This is a genomic window from Providencia sp. AGC89, assembly GCF_053543535.1.
Genome location: NZ_JBIXLP010000006.1, coordinates 1 through 22,337, shown reverse-complemented (window position 1 = coordinate 22,337; position 22,337 = coordinate 1). Strand labels below are relative to the sequence as shown.

At 42.3% G+C, this 22,337-nt stretch carries 18 protein-coding genes, 1 rRNA gene and 1 riboswitch; of the genes, 7 read left to right on the top strand and 12 right to left on the bottom strand.

Features of this window, described 5'->3' with window-relative positions; all coding sequences use genetic code 11:
- Positions 1 to 48: 48 nt before the first annotated feature.
- The 10 genes from thiE to ACIPUA_RS01900 all read right to left on the bottom strand — a co-directional run bounded on the left by thiE (position 49) and on the right by ACIPUA_RS01900 (position 11,952).
- On the bottom strand, positions 49 to 714 hold the full coding sequence (gene thiE / locus ACIPUA_RS01945; protein ID WP_042849031.1) for a thiamine phosphate synthase: 666 nt from the start codon (positions 712 to 714) through the stop codon (positions 49 to 51).
- A complete protein-coding gene (gene thiC / locus ACIPUA_RS01940; protein WP_048605394.1) occupies positions 698 to 2,671 on the bottom strand; it encodes a phosphomethylpyrimidine synthase ThiC in 1,974 nt (657 codons plus the stop codon). The genes thiE and thiC overlap by 17 nt, the downstream gene beginning before the upstream one ends.
- Positions 2,672 to 2,812: 141 nt before the next feature.
- A riboswitch (TPP riboswitch) is annotated at positions 2,813 to 2,925 on the bottom strand.
- Between the two features lie 182 nt (positions 2,926 to 3,107).
- Positions 3,108 to 4,334 carry a hypothetical protein gene (locus ACIPUA_RS01935; protein WP_181469022.1) on the bottom strand — a complete coding sequence of 409 codons (1,227 nt, stop codon included), beginning with the start codon at positions 4,332 to 4,334 and terminating at the stop codon, positions 3,108 to 3,110.
- A 53-nt stretch (positions 4,335 to 4,387) separates the two neighbouring features.
- Entirely contained in the window at positions 4,388 to 6,427 is a 2,040-nt protein-coding gene (locus tag ACIPUA_RS01930) for a hypothetical protein (RefSeq protein ID WP_129467286.1), read from the bottom strand.
- Between the two features lie 209 nt (positions 6,428 to 6,636).
- Positions 6,637 to 7,299 carry an HAD family hydrolase gene (locus ACIPUA_RS01925; protein WP_042849027.1) on the bottom strand — a complete coding sequence of 221 codons (663 nt, stop codon included), beginning with the start codon at positions 7,297 to 7,299 and terminating at the stop codon, positions 6,637 to 6,639.
- Between the two features lie 18 nt (positions 7,300 to 7,317).
- Positions 7,318 to 8,334 carry an ABC transporter ATP-binding protein gene (locus tag ACIPUA_RS01920; protein ID WP_042849026.1) on the bottom strand — a complete coding sequence of 339 codons (1,017 nt, stop codon included), beginning with the start codon at positions 8,332 to 8,334 and terminating at the stop codon, positions 7,318 to 7,320.
- Positions 8,334 to 9,107 (bottom strand): ABC transporter permease, encoded by a 774-nt coding sequence (locus tag ACIPUA_RS01915; protein WP_094301225.1) that lies wholly within the window; start codon positions 9,105 to 9,107, stop codon positions 8,334 to 8,336. The genes ACIPUA_RS01920 and ACIPUA_RS01915 overlap by 1 nt, the downstream gene beginning before the upstream one ends.
- 43 nt (positions 9,108 to 9,150) lie before the next feature.
- The gene (locus ACIPUA_RS01910; protein ID WP_042849023.1) at positions 9,151 to 10,053 is read right to left on the bottom strand and encodes an ABC transporter permease; all 903 of its coding nucleotides are present in this window, start codon (positions 10,051 to 10,053) and stop codon (positions 9,151 to 9,153) included.
- Positions 10,046 to 10,867, bottom strand: a complete 822-nt coding sequence (locus tag ACIPUA_RS01905; protein WP_042849022.1) for an alkaline phosphatase family protein — start codon at positions 10,865 to 10,867, stop codon at positions 10,046 to 10,048. The genes ACIPUA_RS01910 and ACIPUA_RS01905 overlap by 8 nt, the downstream gene beginning before the upstream one ends.
- A gap of 32 nt (positions 10,868 to 10,899) precedes the next feature.
- Positions 10,900 to 11,952: an ABC transporter substrate-binding protein gene (locus ACIPUA_RS01900; protein ID WP_042849021.1), complete on the bottom strand. Its 1,053-nt coding sequence runs from the start codon at positions 11,950 to 11,952 to the stop codon at positions 10,900 to 10,902.
- Positions 11,953 to 12,195: 243 nt separating this feature from the next.
- Here ACIPUA_RS01900 and nudC point away from each other — a divergent pair, with 243 nt between their 5' ends.
- From nudC to ACIPUA_RS01870, 6 genes are all read left to right on the top strand, one after another.
- Positions 12,196 to 12,987, top strand: a complete 792-nt coding sequence (gene nudC, locus ACIPUA_RS01895; protein ID WP_042849020.1) for an NAD(+) diphosphatase — start codon at positions 12,196 to 12,198, stop codon at positions 12,985 to 12,987.
- Positions 12,988 to 13,079: 92 nt separating this feature from the next.
- Positions 13,080 to 14,144, top strand: coding sequence for a uroporphyrinogen decarboxylase (gene hemE / locus ACIPUA_RS01890; protein WP_042849018.1), 1,065 nt, complete (start codon positions 13,080 to 13,082; stop codon positions 14,142 to 14,144).
- Between the two features lie 109 nt (positions 14,145 to 14,253).
- On the top strand, positions 14,254 to 14,925 hold the full coding sequence (nfi, locus tag ACIPUA_RS01885; RefSeq protein ID WP_048605386.1) for a deoxyribonuclease V: 672 nt from the start codon (positions 14,254 to 14,256) through the stop codon (positions 14,923 to 14,925).
- A gap of 74 nt (positions 14,926 to 14,999) precedes the next feature.
- Positions 15,000 to 15,587, top strand: coding sequence for a YjaG family protein (locus tag ACIPUA_RS01880; protein ID WP_042849016.1), 588 nt, complete (start codon positions 15,000 to 15,002; stop codon positions 15,585 to 15,587).
- A 199-nt stretch (positions 15,588 to 15,786) separates the two neighbouring features.
- Complete coding sequence (locus ACIPUA_RS01875; RefSeq protein WP_004264522.1) at positions 15,787 to 16,059, top strand: HU family DNA-binding protein; 273 nt, start codon at positions 15,787 to 15,789, stop codon at positions 16,057 to 16,059.
- 74 nt (positions 16,060 to 16,133) lie between these two features.
- Entirely contained in the window at positions 16,134 to 16,775 is a 642-nt protein-coding gene (locus ACIPUA_RS01870; RefSeq protein ID WP_306804129.1) for a DUF1481 domain-containing protein, read from the top strand.
- A 260-nt stretch (positions 16,776 to 17,035) separates the two neighbouring features.
- On the opposite strand, the gene purD is transcribed toward ACIPUA_RS01870, so the two are convergent.
- Together purD and purH are read right to left on the bottom strand one after the other, a co-directional pair.
- Positions 17,036 to 18,319: a phosphoribosylamine--glycine ligase gene (gene purD / locus ACIPUA_RS01865; RefSeq protein ID WP_042849014.1), complete on the bottom strand. Its 1,284-nt coding sequence runs from the start codon at positions 18,317 to 18,319 to the stop codon at positions 17,036 to 17,038.
- A 17-nt stretch (positions 18,320 to 18,336) separates the two neighbouring features.
- Positions 18,337 to 19,926: a bifunctional phosphoribosylaminoimidazolecarboxamide formyltransferase/IMP cyclohydrolase gene (purH, locus tag ACIPUA_RS01860; RefSeq protein ID WP_449059227.1), complete on the bottom strand. Its 1,590-nt coding sequence runs from the start codon at positions 19,924 to 19,926 to the stop codon at positions 18,337 to 18,339.
- 828 nt (positions 19,927 to 20,754) lie between these two features.
- Here purH and ACIPUA_RS01855 point away from each other — a divergent pair.
- Positions 20,755 to 22,294 (top strand): 16S ribosomal RNA (locus ACIPUA_RS01855).
- Positions 22,295 to 22,337 lie beyond the last annotated feature (43 nt).

The following is a 22,337-nucleotide window of genomic DNA, read 5'->3' as shown; positions in this document are numbered from 1 at the left end:
TCATGGAGAAATTACGAGAAATCGCAATAACTCCATGATTATCAAGTATTAATATAAACGCTTGTTTTCAACTAAATCTAACAGTGTCTGTGTTGCGGCTAACCAATCGTCAGCCAGCGTAATTGCGCTCACGAGGGCAACACTACCGACGCCGGTCGCAAGCACTGCAGGAACTCTGTCGATAGAAATTCCCCCGATTGCGACGGTTGGGTAGTCAGGTGTTGCAGCAACCATTTGCCTTAATGTTTCCAATCCTTGAGGGGAAGATGGCATCTCTTTGGTCTGTGTTGGAAATATATGTCCCATCGCAATATAGGAAGGGCGCACTGATTTTGCGATGGTGAGTTCATGTTCATCATGGGTTGAAATGCCTAATCGAAGGCCTGCTTGATGAATTGCCAATAAGTCCGTGGTTTCTAAGTCTTCTTGGCCTAAGTGTACGCCGTAGGCTCCTAATTCAACGGCTAATTGCCAGTAATCATTGATAAATAACCGGGCGTTATGCTTTTTCCCTAAGGCAATTGCTTGTTGAATATCATCGCGTACTTCTTCATCAGTTTTATCTTTGATGCGCAATTGGATGGTGGAAACACCTGCATTGAGCAGGCGTTCAATCCATTCAACCGAATCGACAACAGGATAAAGCCCGAGGTATTTTTCGGTAGCTGGAAAAGGTGTACTAGGAATAGTGACAGCGCTAGGCGATTTTTTCATTATTAGTCACCTCTGCATTGACGATTTCAGCACCATGGTAAAGCTCACTGCCATGTGCGCGAAATGCTTCGGACATTTGTTCCATGCCAGCTTCTTTTTTAGCGGCATAGTCGCGGACCTCTTGGGAAATCTTCATTGAGCAGAATTTCGGCCCACACATTGAACAGAAATGCGCAATTTTTCCAGATGCTTGTGGCAAGGTTTCATCGTGGTATTTGCGTGCGGTTTCAGGGTCAAGTGCTAAATTGAATTGGTCTTCCCAACGGAATTCGAAACGCGCTTTAGACATGGCGTTATCTCGAATTTGTGCTCCGGGATGGCCTTTGGCAAGGTCAGCGGCATGGGCGGCAATTTTATAGGTGATTAGCCCTTGTTTTACATCGTCTTTATTAGGCAACCCTAAGTGTTCTTTAGGTGTTACATAACAAAGCATCGCACAGCCAAACCAGCCGATCATTGCTGCACCAATACCCGAGGTAAAGTGGTCGTAACCCGGAGCTATATCTGTCGTGAGTGGCCCTAAGGTATAGAATGGGGCTTCGTGACAATGTTCCAATTCTTCCGTCATGTTGCGGCGGATCATTTGCATCGGGACGTGACCTGGGCCTTCGATCATTACTTGGACGTCATATTCCCATGCAATTTTGGTCAGCTCGCCAAGGGTATGAAGTTCAGCAAATTGTGCTTCGTCGTTCGCATCTTGGATTGATCCTGGACGTAAGCCATCGCCTAATGACAAGGAAACGTCATAAGCGGCACAAATTTCACAGATTTCGCGGAAGTTTTCGTATAGGAAGTTTTCTTGGTGATGAGATAAGCACCATTTTGCCATGATAGAGCCACCGCGAGAGACAATTCCCGTAAGGCGTTTAGCCGTCATTGGTACATAACGTAGTAGCACTCCCGCATGGATGGTAAAGTAGTCAACACCTTGTTCGGCTTGCTCTAGCAGGGTATCGCGGAACATTTCCCAAGTTAGGTTTTCAGCTACACCATTTACTTTTTCGAGCGCTTGATAAATAGGAACCGTCCCGATAGGCACAGGGCTATTGCGTAAAATCCATTCGCGAGTTTCGTGAATATAACGCCCAGTTGATAGGTCCATAACGGTATCAGCCCCCCAGCGGGTTGACCAAATCAGTTTTTCCACCTCTTCTTCGATAGATGAAGTCACGGATGAGTTACCGATATTCGCATTCACTTTAACTAAGAAGTTGCGACCGATTATCATGGGTTCAGATTCTGGGTGGTTAATATTCGCAGGAATAATTGCTCGACCAGCCGCCACTTCTTGGCGGACAAACTCAGGGGTAATATTTTCGGGCAAATTTGCCCCAAAAGCCTGTCCAGGGTGTTGTTGTAATAACACTTCGCCGCGAATACGTTCGCGGCCCATATTTTCACGAATAGCAATAAACTCCATTTCTGGGGTAATTATCCCTTTGCGCGCATAATGTAATTGGGTTACACATTTATTATTTTGCGCTTTTAATGGTTTAGGGCGGTTGTTAAAGCGGAGATGGTCAAGGCCTGCATCTGCTAAGCGTTGTTGTGTGAAGTCTGAGCTTAAGCTTTCTACGGTAATGGTATCTGCTCGCTCGTTTATCCAAGGGGCTCGAATTTTTTTTAAGCCTATGTGGACATTTAACTCAGAAGTTGGGTCGCCGTATGGGCCAGAAGTGTCATAGATAGGAACAGGTTCGTTATCTTCAAATTGTGGGTTGTCTTTATCACCCCCAATTAAAGTTTGAGAGAGTTGAATTTCTCTCATAGGGACTTGGATATCTTCTCTAGAACCTTGTAAATAAATGCGTTTAGAGTTAGGGAATGATACGCCAGAAACTGTATTAATAAAGTTTTCTGCTGCATCTCTTTGAGCTTTACGTGTACGTGCCGGTGCCGCTTGTGGCGATAAGTCTGCAGTAGGGATGACGTTTTGTTGCGTATTATTGGACATAGCAATTTCCTGACATTGTCTCGGCTATCACAGTTTTGTGTAGCGGGTTTATCGAAAGAAAGTTGCTTGTCAGGAGTTCGGAGGAGTAATAAAAAGATATTGCGGCTAATTTATCACCTTACAAGGCAGTGATAATTGCGCTAAATGATTACTCTTGTTCCCTTCGCGGGTATTAACCCGATCAGGTTCCGCGGATCCCGAATTAACGGTCTCAGCCTGATGTTTTCACATACTAGGCACTCCGACAAGAATTAATCAGTATAAGCCTTCCTCGTCATTCTTCAAGCGATAAGTGCGTTGGCTGCACTCGGCTATCCAAGTCACATGCTGATGTATGCTCCTTGGAATACCCTCGCTTGCCGCCTGCTTCTTACTTGAATAATTTAGAGGAAGTGGATAGTGATTAGTTTAGAGGAACCAAGTCTAAAGTAAGTGGTCAGTTATAATTAATATGTTGTTCAAGGGCAGCCAATATTTGTTGCTTATCTATTTCTAGCTCACCATAAGGTGCGTAGTATTGTTCTGCGCCTTGATGAGTAAATAATGTTGCTTTTGGCGTATCCGTAATAAATACCCCACAGGATTCAAGCCAGCCCGGTGATTGCTTAAGTTGCTCTGGCGTGAGTCGAAATTCATCGTTTTTGAATATTAAATACATATTGACTTGCCTATCCCCCAAATGTTGGAACACTGATGTCGTACTAATATGTTTTTCGACTGATAATTTTTGGCAAAAGTCTTGGATTAATAAGGTTTGTTCCTGCCAGTCAACTTTTGCGCTATCCATTTCAATGCATAGCGTTGGTAAAAACCAATCCACCCATTTATATTTTTCATTGTCAGAGGGCAATGTTTTTTGCTGTAACAGCGGTAACTTCACATCATGCGGAATAAATTGAAAATGAGGGGTATTTTCGTCACTACTACACTCTAGCGAATTTTGTACTAAGAGATCTTTTATTTGACCAAAATGAGTCAGGTATTCCACCATAGGAATAAAATACTTAGCTTCATTTAAAAAATTATTACCCTGACGTATTTGGGATTCTTGCTTGTATACCTGATCATTATAGGTTTGCAGGTCAAGGATAGGCTGTTTATTAAAGTATAAGGCACAATCATCACGCGTTTTACTCTGTAATAACGTGTTTTTCTGCTGCTGTTCTTGTGCTCTATGGATTGTAAAATCAGGGGTTATAACTTTCTGACCAAGAAAATAAGGTTTGGTTGGCTGTTGTTCAATAAATGGTTGGCCATTTAGCTCAATCTTTTTTAATTGTGACTGTTGATCACGAAAGTAAAAACGAACAATGGTATCTAGCTGAGTACATTTATCAGTATAGCTTTGACATGTATTATCTATTCCCCATTGGTCGAACAGGCGCTGTTTTGGCGATTGAAACACTTTTTCAGCAAAGCGTAAGCTTGCTTGGTCGCCGAGTAACGATATCATATAGGGGGACATCTCTGTCGATTTATGGCTCCCCGCTAATGGATGTGTCATTTTTTCTATACTACTCGAACTGCTTCCGGGTACAGCATCTAATTGAATATATTCACTAGAAGGTCTCTCAATGGAGAGTCTAGCCGTGTATGGCTGGGTATTATCTGGGGGAAGACTTGTAAACTGGGCAATCATCGTACGGTAATCATGGTTCATCATATTAATGTATTTCCTATATTACATCATTGGGTCGGCTGAGGGCTTGACTTGCATTAGCCATCCGAGAGCATGTCGTTGAGTAAGCGGTGACTGGCAAAATGTTGTAATAAAGGGCGCTGTTGGGCTTCAATTTTATGGAATAGCGCTTGGTTGTTACGTTGAAGCTCAGAGTCTGATTTTAAATCTTCAATCATATAATAAGTAAATAATGCTAATACCTGATGAGTCTCAGGGTATGTCGCTCGTTTATCAAACTGGCTGATATATTCTTCCGCTAGTGCCGCTCGGCTTTCATATAAGGCAATTTGTTTTGGCTCGGTATTGGATATCGTCAGGGATTGAACCACATCTTGGTAAAACTGCTGAATATCTTTGGCCAACTGAATAATATGTTGATTCGCGATTAAGTGATCGGCGGGATCGTGAAACGTTATATTAGGTAGGTCACGTAGGAGCGGTTTTGTAAAAGCTTCTTTAGTGCGCTCTCTTAGCTGTGTTCTTGCGGGAAACGCTTTATTTTCAGAACAGTCAGGTTTCAGTTCTGCATTTTGGTCGTAATTCATTAGCAAAGGGACTATCGCGAGAACCGTTTTTTGTTGCTCAGTTAATGGGTGGTCAAGTTTCAGTTTGGGAATTTTATCTAATACTTCGGGTAAATTATCATAGGTTGACACTTGTTTATTAAATAATGATTGATTAGTGACTTGTATGCCTTGTTCACTGAATTTAGCAACAGTAATGTTATCTAAAGGGACGAAATGCTGATGTTGAATGCTTTGTTTGACTTGTGCGTTTAAGGTCTCTTTCTCCTCCCTTAACTTGTCAATAAATTCGTTGGGGTCAGTATCAATGAATCCACCTAATACAAAGCGTTGTAGTGATGTCAGGTGTGGTGCACTCGCAAGCTCTTGTATTGAAAGAAAAGGTTGGCAGCGTTCTGTACCATGAAATGTCATCAATTCAGCATCTCGTGATTGGGTTTCATTTTGACCGCTAGCAGAACGGTGGTGGACAATCATTTCAGTGCGAATGCCAGTTTCAATCGGTGTTGTATTATTGGGGTTGCGAATAACAGTATAGTGCGCACCTGGAACATGGCTAAACTCATGCTGTAGGTTGTCCATTGTTGGGAATTTGGTGGCGGCTTCGTTTTTCGTAAAGCGGATTGTACTTTCTGTATCATATGGAAATGCGGCTAAGCATTGTTCGGTATTTGCTTCAAGGCTATTTGCAGTGCGCGTGGTGATCAGCTTAAATTCAGCAGCATAATTACTATTATCAAAGTGATACATCCACTCGCGGTATTTGCCATCGTCTTTACTTGCAGGGTTGAACATAAAACGAAAGTTAGAAACGGCAGGAATATCACCTAACTGATAGGCTGCTTTGAATATTTGAAGTGGGGTTAATTTAGCATTAAGGCAGCGGGGGTCTGTAATGGCGGTTTTGATGTTTTGGGTAGCAAAGTCGAGTTTTTTGTAGTCATCCTTACAGACGGCATGTTCCTTCATTTTTTCGTCATAGAATTCCTTGAATAGGGCATAGCTTTTCTTATCAACTTCACAAGCAGACATGCCATACATCCCCCATTCTTTGGCCATTATATTCAGCTCACCTTTTACCTCATCATCAATGAGCGAGAGTAAAGCGGCTCGGAGTTGTGCGGTATCAGTTGATCTTGTGAGTTGTTGGTATTGGTTTTTTTCAACTTGACTTAATTCAGAGATAGCTTTGAATCTATTGGGCTGTGTAATAACAGTATTATATTGGCTAAGAATTAATTTCGTGAAATTTGGGTTGGTAGTTAAGCTTGAATTACCCGTTAAATTAATACCTTGAATTAATTCTGAAAGGTTAACGTGAACCATCCTGTTTGCTAGAAGAGAACCATTTTTTTTTAAGATATCTAATATTGATGGGGCTGTTTGATGAAACTGGATTTCACGGTTTTTCAATGAAACTAATTGATAAGCCGTATTTGTATGGTTATCAATAAAAAAATTCTTAATACCATCATCAGTATCTGCCTGCGCTAATGTAATAATATAGTCAGTATTGGCATGTAGTAAGTGAGTGTTGTTAATATTTGGCATTTTGTCCTCAATGGGTATTGTGAATAGGAGGACATTGTCTATTAGCGGAAAAGCTATTTCTTTCGAAAAGGCAGAACAAATTTTCTGTAATCAGATTCTGATCTGATACAGGAAATAGTGTGAGTAAAATAAAAGTTGTACAGTCTGCATATCATACTCGTTATATTTTAGAGTCTCTAACACTATTCCCAAGGGGTTATTTTTATAAGTCATAAGTGCCAAGTATATTGTGGCCAGTTATATTCCGTAGCAGCTTGTTGCAAACGAGAGTCACCGTTGACGATAAAGGTTTCGTCAGCAAATTGGCACATTGGCAGGTCATTAGCTGAGTCAGTATAGAAATAAATGTAGGCATCAGTAATTGGCTGGTGGCGAACCCAAGCTAACAGGCGTTTGACTTTGCCCTCTTTAAAGGTTGGAACGCCGTCGATCTCTCTGGTGTAGCAGCCATCTTTTTGTTTGATATCGATCCCCATTGCGACATCTGCATTTAATTGATCTGCAATTTTTTTCACGATAAAGGCCACCGTTGCGGAGATCACAATAATTGGCAAACCTTTCGCTCGATAATTTGCGATCGTTCTAATCGCTTCAGGGTAGATCCGCGGTAAAATCACGGTTTGTACAAAATCGTCCAACCAGATATCTACTTGCTCAACTTTTACATTGGCGAGAGTTTGTAGGTTAAAGCGTAAGTAAGTTGGCATATCTAATGTGCCTGCATTATATTGCGCCATCATAGCTTTATCTGCTTCTACAAATTGTGGGTCGCGGATAATTTGCTTATCCCACAGATATTGTGTCCACAGTACGCTGCTATCTCCTTGAATTAAGGTATCATCCAAGTCGAAAATGGCTAATTGGTTTTGCATTATATTCCTATCTAATTATTAGCTAAGTGCGCGAATTTCGTTTTTATTAAACATTAATTCAAGGTGAGTACCTGGCTCGAATAAACGCTCTGATGAGCGATTGAGTAAATCGACAGTCATGACCCCGACAGGCGTATTTACATTATAACGAATAATATTCCCCAGTAATTGGTGATCTACAATAATAGCATCAACAGGGTGCGATATATGTTCACCGTATTGACGACCCGATTCCTTGACATAAATCGACTCAGGTCGAATCGCGAGTAACCCTTGCAAGTTAAGGCCTAGTATTGCATTTGCTTTTTCCGAATCAACAAGGTTGTAATGACCCATAAAGCGCGCAACAAACTCGTTAGCTGGCTGAGTATAAATATTTTCTGCGCTATCACTTTGTACTATTTGCCCTTTATTCATCAGAAAAATTCGGTCTGACATGATCATGGCTTCATCTTGATCGTGGGTAACAAAAATGGTGGTTAAACCTAATTCACGCTGAATATGGCGAATTTGTTGGCGTAAACGCTTACGAATACGTGCATCAAGTGCAGATAATGGCTCATCAAGTAACAAAATTTGTGGCTTCATGACCAAGGCTCTCGCTAAGGCAACGCGTTGGCGCTGACCTCCAGATAATTGATGTGGATATTGCTGTTCTTTGCCTTGTAATTCCACCATTTCAATTACCTCAGCAACGGCTTTGACTCTATCGTTACTATCGACCTTACGCATTTTTAAACCAAACGAAATATTTTCAGCCACAGTCATATTGGGGAATAAAGCATAACTTTGAAATACCATTCCGACACCACGCTGTTGTGCAGCTTGTTGTGTAACATTTTTACGATTAATGTAGAGTTCACCATGGTTGAGCTGTTCAAGCCCTGCAATGCAACGTAACAGTGTCGACTTCCCGCAGCCACTAGGCCCTAATAAAGTAATAAACTCGCCTTTTTCAATCGTAAATTGGATATCAGAAAATACATTGTTTGAACCAAAGGACTTCGTTAAATTATCAGCAATAACATAACTCATCATTCATCTCCTGAACGATTTAACCGCATTGCTAACCATGTCAGCAATAATGTAAACAGAAAATAAGACATCACGAGTGCAGAAGTGAAATGCCCACTCGTTTGGCGCATATTGAAAAGGTAGATTTGCAAGGTTTCATAGCGTGTTCCCACCAAAATATTGGCAAACACAAACTCACCCATTAAAAAAGAAAATGAAATTAATAATGAAACCAACATACCTTTACGAATATTAGGTAGCACTATCATCATGAACGCTTTAAAACTACTGGCACCAAGTAAATGAGCCGCATCCATTAAGTCATGTAAATGAATACCTTGGAAGCTATTGGCGAGTGCCCGATACATAAAAGGTAAAGTGATAGTGAAATAGGTACCAATGAGGACCCACGGTGTGCCGACTATCATAAATGGCTCATCTGCAAAAATTTGCAGTAAACCGACAGAGGACACCACGGGAGGAATAGCAAAAGGTAAAATGACCAATAAATCCATTAAACCTTTGAGTTTTGGAAAACGATAAAATACCGCGAAAGTCATCGGTAAAATGACTAGCGTACTTACTAGCAATGTGCCAAAACAAATAATGAGTGAGCGACCAAACGCCATTAAAAAGCGCGGGTCTTGCCACAATTGCAGATACCATTTTATGGATAGAGCATCGGGTAGCACCGTTGCGCCCCATGAACTGGCAATTGAGTAAAGAAAAGTCGCTAATATAGGTAGGGCTAGTAGACTAGCAACACTAATTAATATCAGTTTATGAACCCACATTTTGGAATGGGGATTATGTATGTTAGCAGAGCCAATAGCAGAGTTACTTTGCATGGTAGCTCCGTTTTATTAACCAGTGATGGATTGCAGTAATGAACCCCAAAATAGTAATAAGCAACATAGATAATGCAGCGGCCATATTGGGTTCTAAGAACAAATCGCCAGAGACTAAACTGGCGATACGAATAGTCACAAGGTTGTAATTACCACTTGTCAGTGCATAAGTACTGGCATATGCCCCCATCGCGTTCGCAATCAAAATAATAAATGTGCCAAGTAAAGCGGGAGAAAGCACCGGAATCGCAACTTTTAGCCAGTATGTTAGCTTACTGGCGCCCATCGTTTTTGCGGCATCTTCCCATTCAGGTTTTAAAGCATCAAATGCAGGATAAAGTAATAAAATACCTAATGGGATTTGGAAATAGATATACAGCAGCATCAAGCCACTCGCACTGTAAATATTGAAGTCTTCAATAATCCCCCATGCTTTAAGTTGTAGAGTGATAGCGCCATTAAATCCCAGAATAATAATAAAGGCGAAGGCAAGTGGGACACCACTAAAGTTACTTGCCATAGTGGTGAAAGAAATCATAATCCGGCGTACTTTTCCCTGCATTTTATAGATGGAAAAGGCGGTTATACTGGCGATAAATAAGCCTATCACGCTACAAATGACAGAAAGCCATAAGGTATTTTCGAAAGCTTGCAGATAAAAGTCATTACTAAAAGCTTCGAGATAGTTACCTAGTGACCAAGTTTCTTCATAAATAAAACTATTCACTAGTACCCAAACCATAGGGGCTATCTGGAATAAGCAAAATAGTATGATAAATGGCAGTAGCAATAGTGAGGCATGCCAATGAAAACGAGATAATCGTTTTTTTAACATGGCTATTTTTCCCTGTTGTTGGTTAGCCTGCTCACAGGGGGCGATAATATCAGCCATGATTTTCTCCTTGTAATAGGGATTCACAAACTGATTTATCGATAGGGTCCACGCCAAGTAAACGGCAAACAGTGCCACAGATGGCAGTTTGTTCTATATCACAAGGTTGGTGTGAAAATTTTGAACCAATAACAAACAGTGGTACTGAGCATTCTTCTGGTAACGTGCCACCATGGCTGCGGTCGTTATTCATACCATGATCGCTAGTAATGAGGATTTGATAACCGTGCTTGATCCACTCGGGAATATAATTTGACAGGATGATATCCGCATGACGTGCTGCATTGCGATATTGAGAAGAATCAAAACCAAATTTATGCCCAGTATCATCAATATTCATTGGATGAATTAATAAAAAATCAGGGGAAAATTGGTTGCGAAGATACTCGGCATCCATAAATAAATGGTCATCAGGGTAATGGTCTGCTTGGTAAAAACAGCCATATTGAATAGGTAGCAATTCATTTTGAGTAAAGCGGTCACGAACAGCAACGAATGGTGCTCGGTTATATAGTTCACTAACCCAGTAATAAGCAGCTGCTGCCGTAGTTTTACCAGCAAGACGAGCGAGGGAGAAAATACTATCGAAATTTGATAACCGTACGATATCATTATTCACAATACCGCTTTTAACGGGGGGAACTCCCGTTAAAATACATTCGTACAGTGGGCGGGACATTGAAGGGAGTTCGCATTCCAACTTGTATAGTGTTGCGCTGTCGGCTTTGATAAGACCATTGAGATAGCCCATGCAATGATGGGCTACTGAATAATTTAAACCGTCTAGGACAACAAGTATGACTTTATCAGACATCAGACTTTTATTCCTAAAATCAAATGATTAGATTACTGCTGGTGGATTAGCACTTGCTGTTGCCACATTTTCGGTAAATTGCGAGAGGATTTTTCCCAACCATCAGCATCTTTGATTGGCTGAACATTTTTGTATTGTTCTTCTGGTAGTAACTTAGCTTGAATATCTGCTGGTAAAGTTAGATATTGTGCGCGAATTGGGCGAGCGTAGCCTTCGGCAAGGTTAATTTGCCCTTTATCACTGAAAATAAACTCACGGGCTAGTTTTGCTGCATTTGGGTTTTTCGCGTATTTATTAATAATAGTGGTGTAGCCGGAAATCACAGAACCATCAGATGGGATCACGACAGTAAAGCGATCGCGGTTGATCTGATCACGATAATTCAAGGCATTAAAGTCCCACAAGATCCCAACTTCGACTTCACCTTTTTCAATATTAGCTACGGTTGGGTCATTAACGGATAGACGTTTTTGTTTTGCCAGTTCGGCAAAAAATTCAATGGCAGGTTTTAGGTTATTTTCGTTACCACCACGAGCAAATGCAGCAGCTAGAACGGCATTATTTGCTTGTGCAGCAATCCCGACATCACCAACGGTGACTTTATATTTACCTTTTAGCAAATCATCCCAGCTCTTTGGTGCATCTTTGACTAACTCATTGTTAATCATAAAAGCGATGGAGCCGGTATAGGCCAACGCCCAATGACCATCTTTATCTTTTGCCCAATCGGGGATCTGTGACCAAGTAGTTGGTTTATAGGGTTGGGTGACCCCTTTTAACACCGCAACTGGCCCAAAAGTTGCGCCCACATCACCGATATCGGCAGTGGCATTATTTTTCTCAGCAGCAAATTTCGCTATTTCTTGCGCCGAGCTCATATCGGTATCTTGGTGTTTTAAACCATATTGAGAAGCTAAATCCTGCCAAGTGCCTTTCCAATTTGCCCAAGTATCAGGCATGCCTACACTATAAACTTGGCCTTCTTTTTTCGCGGCATTGATTAATTCTGTTAGGTTAGCATCTGAGGCAAATGCCACGCTGGAGGTTGTTAGTGATAGGAAAATTGCCGGTACAATTGCTTTCATCTTTGTTCTCACTCTTGAGGAGCCGTATTGGTTACCTAGCATCCTAATTTTAACAGGTGACAGACAGTTGACCTTTTTGTGACACTTTTTAGACATTTTATGGAATGGTTCGTCTAAAAAGTGTCAAAATTAGTGATGAAAAAAGATGAAACAAACGTTTGAATGACATTCTTTAAAAGAAGTGTATTGTGTGAATAATTGTCTCGTTTTTATCAATATACAAATTAACGAAAGATACTAAAAATGGATAAATTAACATTAGTAGGAACAGAAAGTGGCTGGTGGTTCGTCTGTTTCGCTGGTCGCTTATGGCTACCTCGTGGGGATATTCCTAGAGGAACGGCTAAGGACTATTCATTAATTGGAAAAATAGCGACACCAATTGGTGAGTGGCAAGGTGAAATTGTTTGGTTAATTGCGGAAAAAATGCCATCGGATATGGCCTCTCCACGCTTAGTCGCTTCCCAAGATGAGGGGTTATTTCGTTTAGCCGGACGCGGGGTGCAACTCGCTGAATTTTATCGCTCACATCGTTATTGTGGATATTGTGGTACTGCGATGCGCCATAGTAGCACCGAATGGGCGTGCTTATGCGACCATTGCCATGAGCGATATTACCCACAAATTGCGCCTTGCATTATTGTCGGGATCCGCCGTGATGATCATATTCTCTTAGCCCAGCACCGACGACACTCACAAAACCCATTATTTACTGTACTTGCTGGTTTTGTTGAGGTGGGAGAAACATTAGAAGAAGCTGTAGCCCGCGAAGTCATGGAAGAAAGTAATATAAAGATAAAAAACATTCGTTATGTATCTTCGCAGCCATGGCCTTTTCCTCATTCATTAATGATGGGGTTTTTAGCAGATTATGAAAGTGGTGAAATCCAAGTTGATCCAAAAGAATTAGTGAGTGCAAATTGGTATCATTACAATGAATTACCGCTTATCCCTCCGGGGGATACAATTGCAAGGCGCTTGATTGAAGACACAGTAGCGCTATGCCGCCAACAGGAATATGAAATAAGTAAATAGTACTGCGCTGATAATGTTACTTTTTACATGTTACAATAGGTATATTCGCTTTTAGCCATTTGCGGCGGCCACTTATAATAATGGAGTAAATAATGACTGAGTTAAAAAATGACCGCTATCTACGTGCTTTGCTACGTCAGCCTGTAGATGTAACCCCTGTATGGATGATGCGTCAAGCGGGGCGTTACCTGCCTGAATATAAAGCAACACGTGCTGAAGCTGGTGATTTTATTGCTTTGTGTAAGAACACAGAGTTGGCTTGTGAAGTTACGTTACAACCATTACGTCGTTTTCCATTAGACGCGGCTATTTTATTTTCTGATATTTTAACAATCCCCGATGCTATGGGGCTTGGCCTTTATTTTGAAACTGGCGAAGGCCCTCGTTTTCACAAGCCCATTACTTGTGCGGCAGATGTGAAAAATATTCCTATTCCTGACCCTGAGATGGAACTAGGTTATGTGATGGACGCAGTACGTGCCATCCGTAAAGCCCTCGAAGGTAATGTACCTCTAATTGGTTTTTCAGGAAGCCCTTGGACATTGGCGACCTATATGGTGGAAGGTGGTAGCAGCAAAGCCTTTACCAAAATCAAAAAAATGATGTATGAAGATCCAAATACGTTACATTTATTATTGGATAAACTGGCGGACAGCGTCATTTTATACCTTAATGCGCAAATTCGAGCTGGTGCGCAATCTATCATGATTTTTGATACTTGGGGTGGGGTGCTCACTAAGCGTGATTATTTGCAGTTCTCCCTAAACTATATGCAAAAAATTATTGATGGGTTGATCAGGGAAAACGATGGTCGCCGTGTGCCTGTTACTTTATTTACCAAAGGTGGCGGTCAATGGTTAGAAGAAATGGCGGCAACAGGCTGCGATGCTTTAGGACTTGATTGGACAACTGAAATTGCCGATGCTCGTCGCCGTGTCGGTGATAAGGTCGCTCTGCAAGGAAATATGGACCCATCAATGCTCTATGCTCCCCCTGCTCGTATAGAAGAAGAGGTGAAAAATATACTTGCAGGCTTTGGCCAAGGTGAGGGTCATGTATTCAACTTAGGTCATGGCATCCATCAAGATGTTCCACCTGAGCACGCTGGTGCTTTTGTGGACGCAGTTCACCGTTTTTCTCGCCAATACCATCAGTAATTATCATTTATTGATGTTCTTGATTTGTGGTGTATTTATTGAACCTTGTAAGTACACCATTATCATCTATGATTAAGAATAATTAAGTTCGATAAGCATTGGACGCATTATGGTTCTAGATACTCAATCATTACGACAACAACAAACTGACCAAGCTTCACAAATTATTTTGCATGATGAAATGTTGCATCCAAAATGGGTTGGTGGGGCAGATGTAGGTTTTGAGCAACAAGGCACAGTCACGAGAGCCGTCATTGTTGTTTTATCGTGGCCACAATTAGAATTGGTTGAGTATCAAATAGCGCGAGTCCCTACCCAATTGCCTTATATCCCGGGGTTACTTTCATTTCGGGAAGTACCTGGCTTAATGGCGGCTTGGGGAAAAATACAGCACAAACCTGAATTAGTCTTAGTTGACGGCCAAGGGATTGCGCATCCTCGGCGTTTTGGTGTTGCTTGTCACTTTGGCTTACAAGCAAATGTGGCAACAATTGGTGTCGCCAAAAGCCGTTTATGTGGTGATGATGTTGTATTAGGTGAAGAGCCTGAAAGTTGTTGCCCATTAATGATGGGTGAAAATCAATTAGGTTGGGTATTACGTAGCAAGAAACGCTGCAAACCCTTGTATGTTTCGCCAGGTCATAAGATAGGTTTTTCATCATCATTAACATGGGTTAAGCAGTGTCTAAGAGGATATAAATTGCCGGAACCAACCCGTTTTGCTGATGGAATTGCATCAAATCGAACGTTTTTTAAGCGAATGAATGAGAAAATCAGCTAATTATCAGCAAAATATGTGGCATTGACAGATTTTCAGGTAAACTGCGAAGTATTAAGATTGATGAGTCAGAAATTATGTTAAGAAATCCCATTCATTTGAGGTTGGAAAAATTAGAAAGCTGGCAGCATGTCACATTTATGGCAAGCTTATGCGAAAGAATGTATCCCAACTTTCAAATGTTTTGTCAGCAAACTGAATTTGCAGATGCCAAAGTGTACCGCTCTATTCTCGATATAGTATGGGAAACATTGGTTATCAAAGATAGCAAAGTTAATTTCGACAATCAGTTAGAAAAATTAGAAGAAATTATCCCTACAGCCGATGATTTCGATATGTATGGTGTATATCCAGCTATTGATGCCTGTATTGCATTAGGGGAAATCATTCACTCAAAATTGAGTGGTGAAACACTCGAACATGCAATATTGGTTAGCGAAGCATCCATTCGTACAGTTGCCATGCTCGAAATGACTCAAGCAGGGCGGGAAATGACAGAAGAAGAACTCAAAGACATACCTGCTATAGAAGAAGAGTGGGATATCCAGTGGGACATTTTCCGTTTACTGGCAGCTTGTGAAGAGCGCGACTTAGAGTTAATTAAAGGATTAAAATCTGACCTCCGTGAAGCGGGGGTGAGCAATATAGGTATTACTTTAAGCTAATATTCATGTTTTCATTATCGAAAACGTGACTTAGCGCAGTAATGCTGAGTACTAAGGCTTCACATTTGCCCCGACTCTGGTCTACATTTAGGGGCAAGAAGAAGTGGCTATCGGGGGCGTGTATCAGGGGCTGTCAATTTGGCATATCCGACGCACTCGATGCTTTGCAAACGATAAACACACTGTGTAAGGATAATTTATGAATAAGACTGAATTAGTTGATGCTATCGCAGAATCAGCGGACCTGACCAAAGTTCAGGCAAAAGCAGCATTAGAATCTACTTTAAATGCTATTTCAGAAACGCTGAAAAAAGGCGAGCAAGTCCAACTGGTCGGTTTCGGTACTTTTAAAGTTAGCCATCGTGCAGCTCGTACTGGTCGCAACCCACAAACTAAAGCAGAAATCCAAATTCCTGCAACAACTGTACCTGCTTTCTCTGCCGGTAAAGCATTGAAAGAAGCAGTAAAATAAGTACATTGTACAGACGAATTGCCAGAAGGGGTAAACAACTACCCCTTTTGCTTATTCAAAAAGGGTTGCTGGTATTGGGAGTCATCTCAATACTAAGCGCCTGCTCTTCTAATGCGCCAAAACTCCCTGAATTTAGCGCAAGTGGTTTTATTGCTGATGATGGCGTCATTCGTATGTGGCGGCTCAACGATGCAAAAAGCCAACCTCTTGTCTTAATGGTCGTTTATAGTCCTTATAAAGGTACGGGGACTTCCGTTAATTTCTTTGAATATCGCTCAGGTGCTCTCTGGCAGATCCGCAGCCAAGTTCTAAACCAACAAAGTGGCGATATCATGGAACAATTACGCTTTAATAAAAATGATGAAGTTATTTTTATGCAGCGTGTCCAGCAAAATAGTAAAACCCCACTTTCAACAGATGAGATTGCGCGTTGGCGTTTTGAGGCTGAACGTATTCTTGAAACTAATACCGCTTTGATTGTTGGCGATGTAAAACTTTATCAAGGGCATTGGCAGCAAGGGAAGGTGACAACTTGTGAAGGGGAGGTTCGGGATGTAACTTTCGAACCCTATGCACAAAATTGGATAGAAAGTCGTGCAAAAATTTGGCACTCACAATTAAATTTAGCGTGGTTAGAGTCTCCAGAGGGGACACAACTTTTGATGGTAGCGGATACTGATTTTTGCCGCTGGCAACCTTCTAGAGATAGTTTATAAATAACCGCTCGTCGTTTTTCGAACCACTGCTGCATTGCTACGTTCGTTCACCCTAGTCACATACTTATGTATGCTCCTAGAGATTCTCTCTCTTGCAGCTTTGCTGTGATTCGAAATACTTAGAGCCATTGGCGGTGTGAAGGTAAAAGGCAAAAACAAGTTCAAAAAATAAAAAGATAAAAAGAAAGATAAGCAATAAAAAAGCTGATAAAAGTTTCCTCTTATCAGCTTATGGTCTTTTATTTCTATTATTTGTTCTATTACTTAATACGGGCGATAGCGCGGTAGCCAATATCGCTACGATAGAAGCTATCATTCCAGTGAATGTTTTTAGCTGTCTCGTATGCTTTTGTTTGGGCTTTTTCAATATCATCACCCAGTGCGGTAACACATAATACACGGCCACCGGCAGTAACCACTTCGCCTTCTTTCATGCGAGTACCTGCATGGAATACCTTGCTATCAGCTGCTTCACTGGTTGGCAATCCAGAAATTATATCGCCATTGCGGTAATCACCTGGGTAACCGCCGGCAGCAATCACAACACCTAAAGCCGGGCGCTCATCCCATAATGAATCTTTGCCTGCCAGTTCACCTTTTGCACCCGCTAAGCATAGAGCGACTAAGTCTGACTGTAAACGCATCATAATAGGTTGAGTTTCAGGGTCACCAAAGCGGCAGTTAAATTCAATCACTTTGGGGTTTCCTGCTTTATCAATCATTAAACCTGCGTATAGAAAACCTTGATAGCGGTTTCCTTCTTTATCCATACCTTTAACTGTTGGGTAAATAACTTGTTCCATAACGCGCTGATGTACTTGGTCAGTAACAACAGGAGCCGGGGAATAAGCGCCCATTCCGCCTGTATTTGGGCCAGTATCGCCGTCACCTACACGCTTGTGGTCTTGGCTTGTTGCCATTGGGATGACATTTTCACCATCGACCATCACGATAAAACTAGCTTCTTCACCATCAAGAAACTCTTCAATTACGATCCGATGCCCTGCATCACCAAACGCATTGCCCGCCAACATATCATGTACTGCATCTTTAGCTTCTTGCAGAGTCATCGCAACAATAACGCCTTTGCCTGCCGCAAGCCCATCCGCTTTAATCACGATTGGCGCACCAACTTTATCTAAGTAAGCCAAAGCGGGTTCTATTTCAGTAAAGTTCTCATATGCTGCGGTTGGAATATGATGACGAGCTAAAAAGTCTTTAGTAAACGCCTTAGAGCCTTCAAGTTGGGCAGCACCTTGAGTTGGACCAAAAATAGTTAGCCCAGCTTGTGTAAATGTATCAACAACACCAATAACTAAAGGAGCCTCAGGACCTACAATGGTTAAATCGATTTGATTATCTTTCGCAAATTGTAGTAATCCATCAATATCAGTAGCAGAAATATTAACGTTCTCAATAGCTGGTTCTAATGCGGTACCTGCATTACCCGGTGCCACATAGACTTTATCGGCTAGAGGAGACTGAGCCGCTTTCCACGCTAAAGCATGTTCACGACCACCGCCACCAATAATTAATATATTCATGATTAAACTCCTAATAACTAGTGACGGAAATGACGCATATTTGTGAAAATCATTGCGATGCCATGTTCATTTGCAGCATCAATGACTTCATTATCGCGAATCGACCCGCCAGGTTGGATCACACAAGTCACTCCAACAGCGGCAGCGGCATCAATACCATCACGGAATGGGAAGAATGCGTCAGATGCCATTGCACAACCTGCAACTTCTAAGCCTTCATCGGCAGCTTTGATCCCAGCAATTTTTGCTGAGTATACTCGGCTCATTTGACCAGCACCGATTCCCACTGTCATGTCATTTTTGGCATAAACGATGGCGTTTGATTTCACAAACTTAGCGACTTTCCAGCAGAATAAGGCATCTTTTAATTCACGCTCAGTTGGTTGGCGCTTTGTGACTATGCGTAACTCTTCGGCTTCAACCCTACCTAAATCGCGGTCTTGGACTAATAAACCACCGTTGACACGTTTAAAATTTAAGCCAGCAACAGGTTTACTCCATTCGCCACATTCAAGTACGCGTACATTTTGTTTGGTTTCAAGAATTGGCAGTGCATCCTTAGCAATCGAAGGCGCGATAATCACCTCAACAAATTGGCGCTCAATAATTGCCTGTGCAGTTTCTTTATCTAATGGGCGGTTAAAAGCGATGATACCGCCAAAAGCAGAAGTTGGGTCAGTTTTAAACGCTTTGTCATAAGCGGTGTGAATATTATTGCCAATTGCGACACCACAAGGATTAGCATGCTTAACGATCACACACGCAGGCTCATCAAATGACTTAACGCACTCAAGGGCTGCATCAGTATCAGCAATATTATTATAAGAGAGTGCTTTACCTTGAATTTGTTGTGCAGTCGCGATAGACGCTTCTTTTGGGCTTTCTTCTATATAGAACGCCGCATCTTGATGACTATTTTCCCCATAACGCATATCTTGTTTTTTGATGAAATTTAGATTCAATGTGCGAGGGAAACGGCCAGAAGGTTGTGTGGTATCACCATAATAAGGGGCAACTAATTCACCGAAGTAATTAGCAATCATACTGTCATAAGCAGCTGTATGCTCAAATGCTTTGATAGCAAGGTCAAAGCGTGTTGACCAATTAAGGGAGTTTTCGTGACCATCCATTTCATCAATAATGGTTTGGTAATCATTACTATTTACCACAATTGCAACGTCTTTATGGTTTTTTGCTGCGGAGCGTACCATTGTTGGACCACCGATATCGATGTTCTCAACAGCATCTTCAAGTGTGCAGTTTGGTTTTGCTACTGTTTGAGCAAAAGGATATAAATTCACAACTACCATGTCGATAGGTGCAATATCATGGGATTGCATGATGGCATCATCAGTACCACGGCGACCTAAGATCCCTCCGTGCACTTTTGGGTGCAATGTTTTTACCCGACCATCCATCATTTCAGGGAACCCTGTGTAATCTGACACTTCAGTTACTTTAAGTCCTGATTCAGCTAGTAACTTTGCAGTACCACCAGTAGATAGAAGCTCAACACCACGTTGAGATAGCGCCTTAGCGAATTCAACAACCCCTGTTTTATCAGACACACTAAGCAGGGCACGACGAATAGGACGAAGCAGTTGCATGAGATAGATCCCTTGGATTTGAATAAATAAGGCAATAACAATATCTAATTAGCGAAAGCCAGAGTGCTCTTCTTATATACCTATTTATAAAAGCAGTGCGGAATTTGCAAGCTTCTTCAATAGCAATATATAAGTCACTAACAATTTCAGAACATAAAAATAAAATCAATGCTGAAATTTCGCGCCAATTGTAACGCAAACGTTTGCGTAATGCGCGATAAATTTTAAATTATTTTTAGCCTGTGGATAATTTCGTGGATAACTCAGTATAAGTGGGGGTTTTGCTGTGGAATGCAGCAGTTGAACTAAAAATGCCAAAAAATCTTAAAAAAAAGGTTGCGAGATTTCTGAGACCCCCTATAATGCGCATCCACTGACCGGGAACAAGACAACGCAAAGCGCGATGAACACTGAAACGGCAGCGAGAGATTCTGAAAAGAAAAAGCAAAAAATTGCTTGACTCTCACAGAGGAAAGCGTAATATACGCCACCTCGCGATAACGACCTAAGTTAATAAAAACTGAGTCGAATTTCCAAAAGAAATGTCGCAACGCTCTTTAACAATTTATCAGACAATCTGTGTGGGCACTCACAGGACACTATCAAAAAAATATTTGATTTTAAGTCTTGAAGAGTGACTAACACGTTAATTCATATATATGAAATAAGGTAGTAACGCTTATTTTGGAAGGATAACGCGAAGGCAAGCAGAGATAACCCGAGACAGTACTTAGGTACGGCGAGGGGAAGCGATGTGAAGCCGACAACGTTAGCCGAACAAAAGAACGTTACGGTCAGTAAGACATTCTTTGAGCATCAAGCTACTTTTAATTGAAGAGTTTGATCATGGCTCAGATTGAACGCTGGCGGCAGGCCTAACACATGCAAGTCGAGCGGTAACAGGGGAAGCTTGCTTCTCGCTGACGAGCGGCGGACGGGTGAGTAATGTATGGGGATCTGCCCGATAGAGGGGGATAACCACTGGAAACGGTGGCTAATACCGCATAATCTCTTAGGAGCAAAGCAGGGGAACTTCGGTCCTTGCGCTATCGGATGAACCCATATGGGATTAGCTAGTAGGTGGGGTAATGGCTCACCTAGGCGACGATCCCTAGCTGGTCTGAGAGGATGATCAGCCACACTGGGACTGAGACACGGCCCAGACTCCTACGGGAGGCAGCAGTGGGGAATATTGCACAATGGGCGCAAGCCTGATGCAGCCATGCCGCGTGTATGAAGAAGGCCCTAGGGTTGTAAAGTACTTTCAGTCGGGAGGAAGGCGTTGATGCTAATATCATCAACGATTGACGTTACCGACAGAAGAAGCACCGGCTAACTCCGTGCCAGCAGCCGCGGTAATACGGAGGGTGCAAGCGTTAATCGGAATTACTGGGCGTAAAGCGCACGCAGGCGGTTGATTAAGTTAGATGTGAAATCCCCGGGCTTAACCTGGGAATGGCATCTAAGACTGGTCAGCTAGAGTCTTGTAGAGGGGGGTAGAATTCCATGTGTAGCGGTGAAATGCGTAGAGATGTGGAGGAATACCGGTGGCGAAGGCGGCCCCCTGGACAAAGACTGACGCTCAGGTGCGAAAGCGTGGGGAGCAAACAGGATTAGATACCCTGGTAGTCCACGCTGTAAACGATGTCGATTTGAAGGTTGTTCCCTTGAGGAGTGGCTTTCGGAGCTAACGCGTTAAATCGACCGCCTGGGGAGTACGGCCGCAAGGTTAAAACTCAAATGAATTGACGGGGGCCCGCACAAGCGGTGGAGCATGTGGTTTAATTCGATGCAACGCGAAGAACCTTACCTACTCTTGACATCCAGAGAATTTAGCAGAGATGCTTTAGTGCCTTCGGGAACTCTGAGACAGGTGCTGCATGGCTGTCGTCAGCTCGTGTTGTGAAATGTTGGGTTAAGTCCCGCAACGAGCGCAACCCTTATCCTTTGTTGCCAGCGATTCGGTCGGGAACTCAAAGGAGACTGCCGGTGATAAACCGGAGGAAGGTGGGGATGACGTCAAGTCATCATGGCCCTTACGAGTAGGGCTACACACGTGCTACAATGGCGTATACAAAGAGAAGCGACCTCGCGAGAGCAAGCGGAACTCATAAAGTACGTCGTAGTCCGGATTGGAGTCTGCAACTCGACTCCATGAAGTCGGAATCGCTAGTAATCGTAGATCAGAATGCTACGGTGAATACGTTCCCGGGCCTTGTACACACCGCCCGTCACACCATGGGAGTGGGTTGCAAAAGAAGTAGGTAGCTTAACCTTCGGGAGGGCGCTTACCACTTTGTGATTCATGACTGGGGTGAAGTCGTAACAAGGTAACCGTAGGGGAACCTGCGGTTGGATCACCTCCTTACCATTGAAGTGTTTTTGTGAAGTGCTCACACAGATTGTCTGAT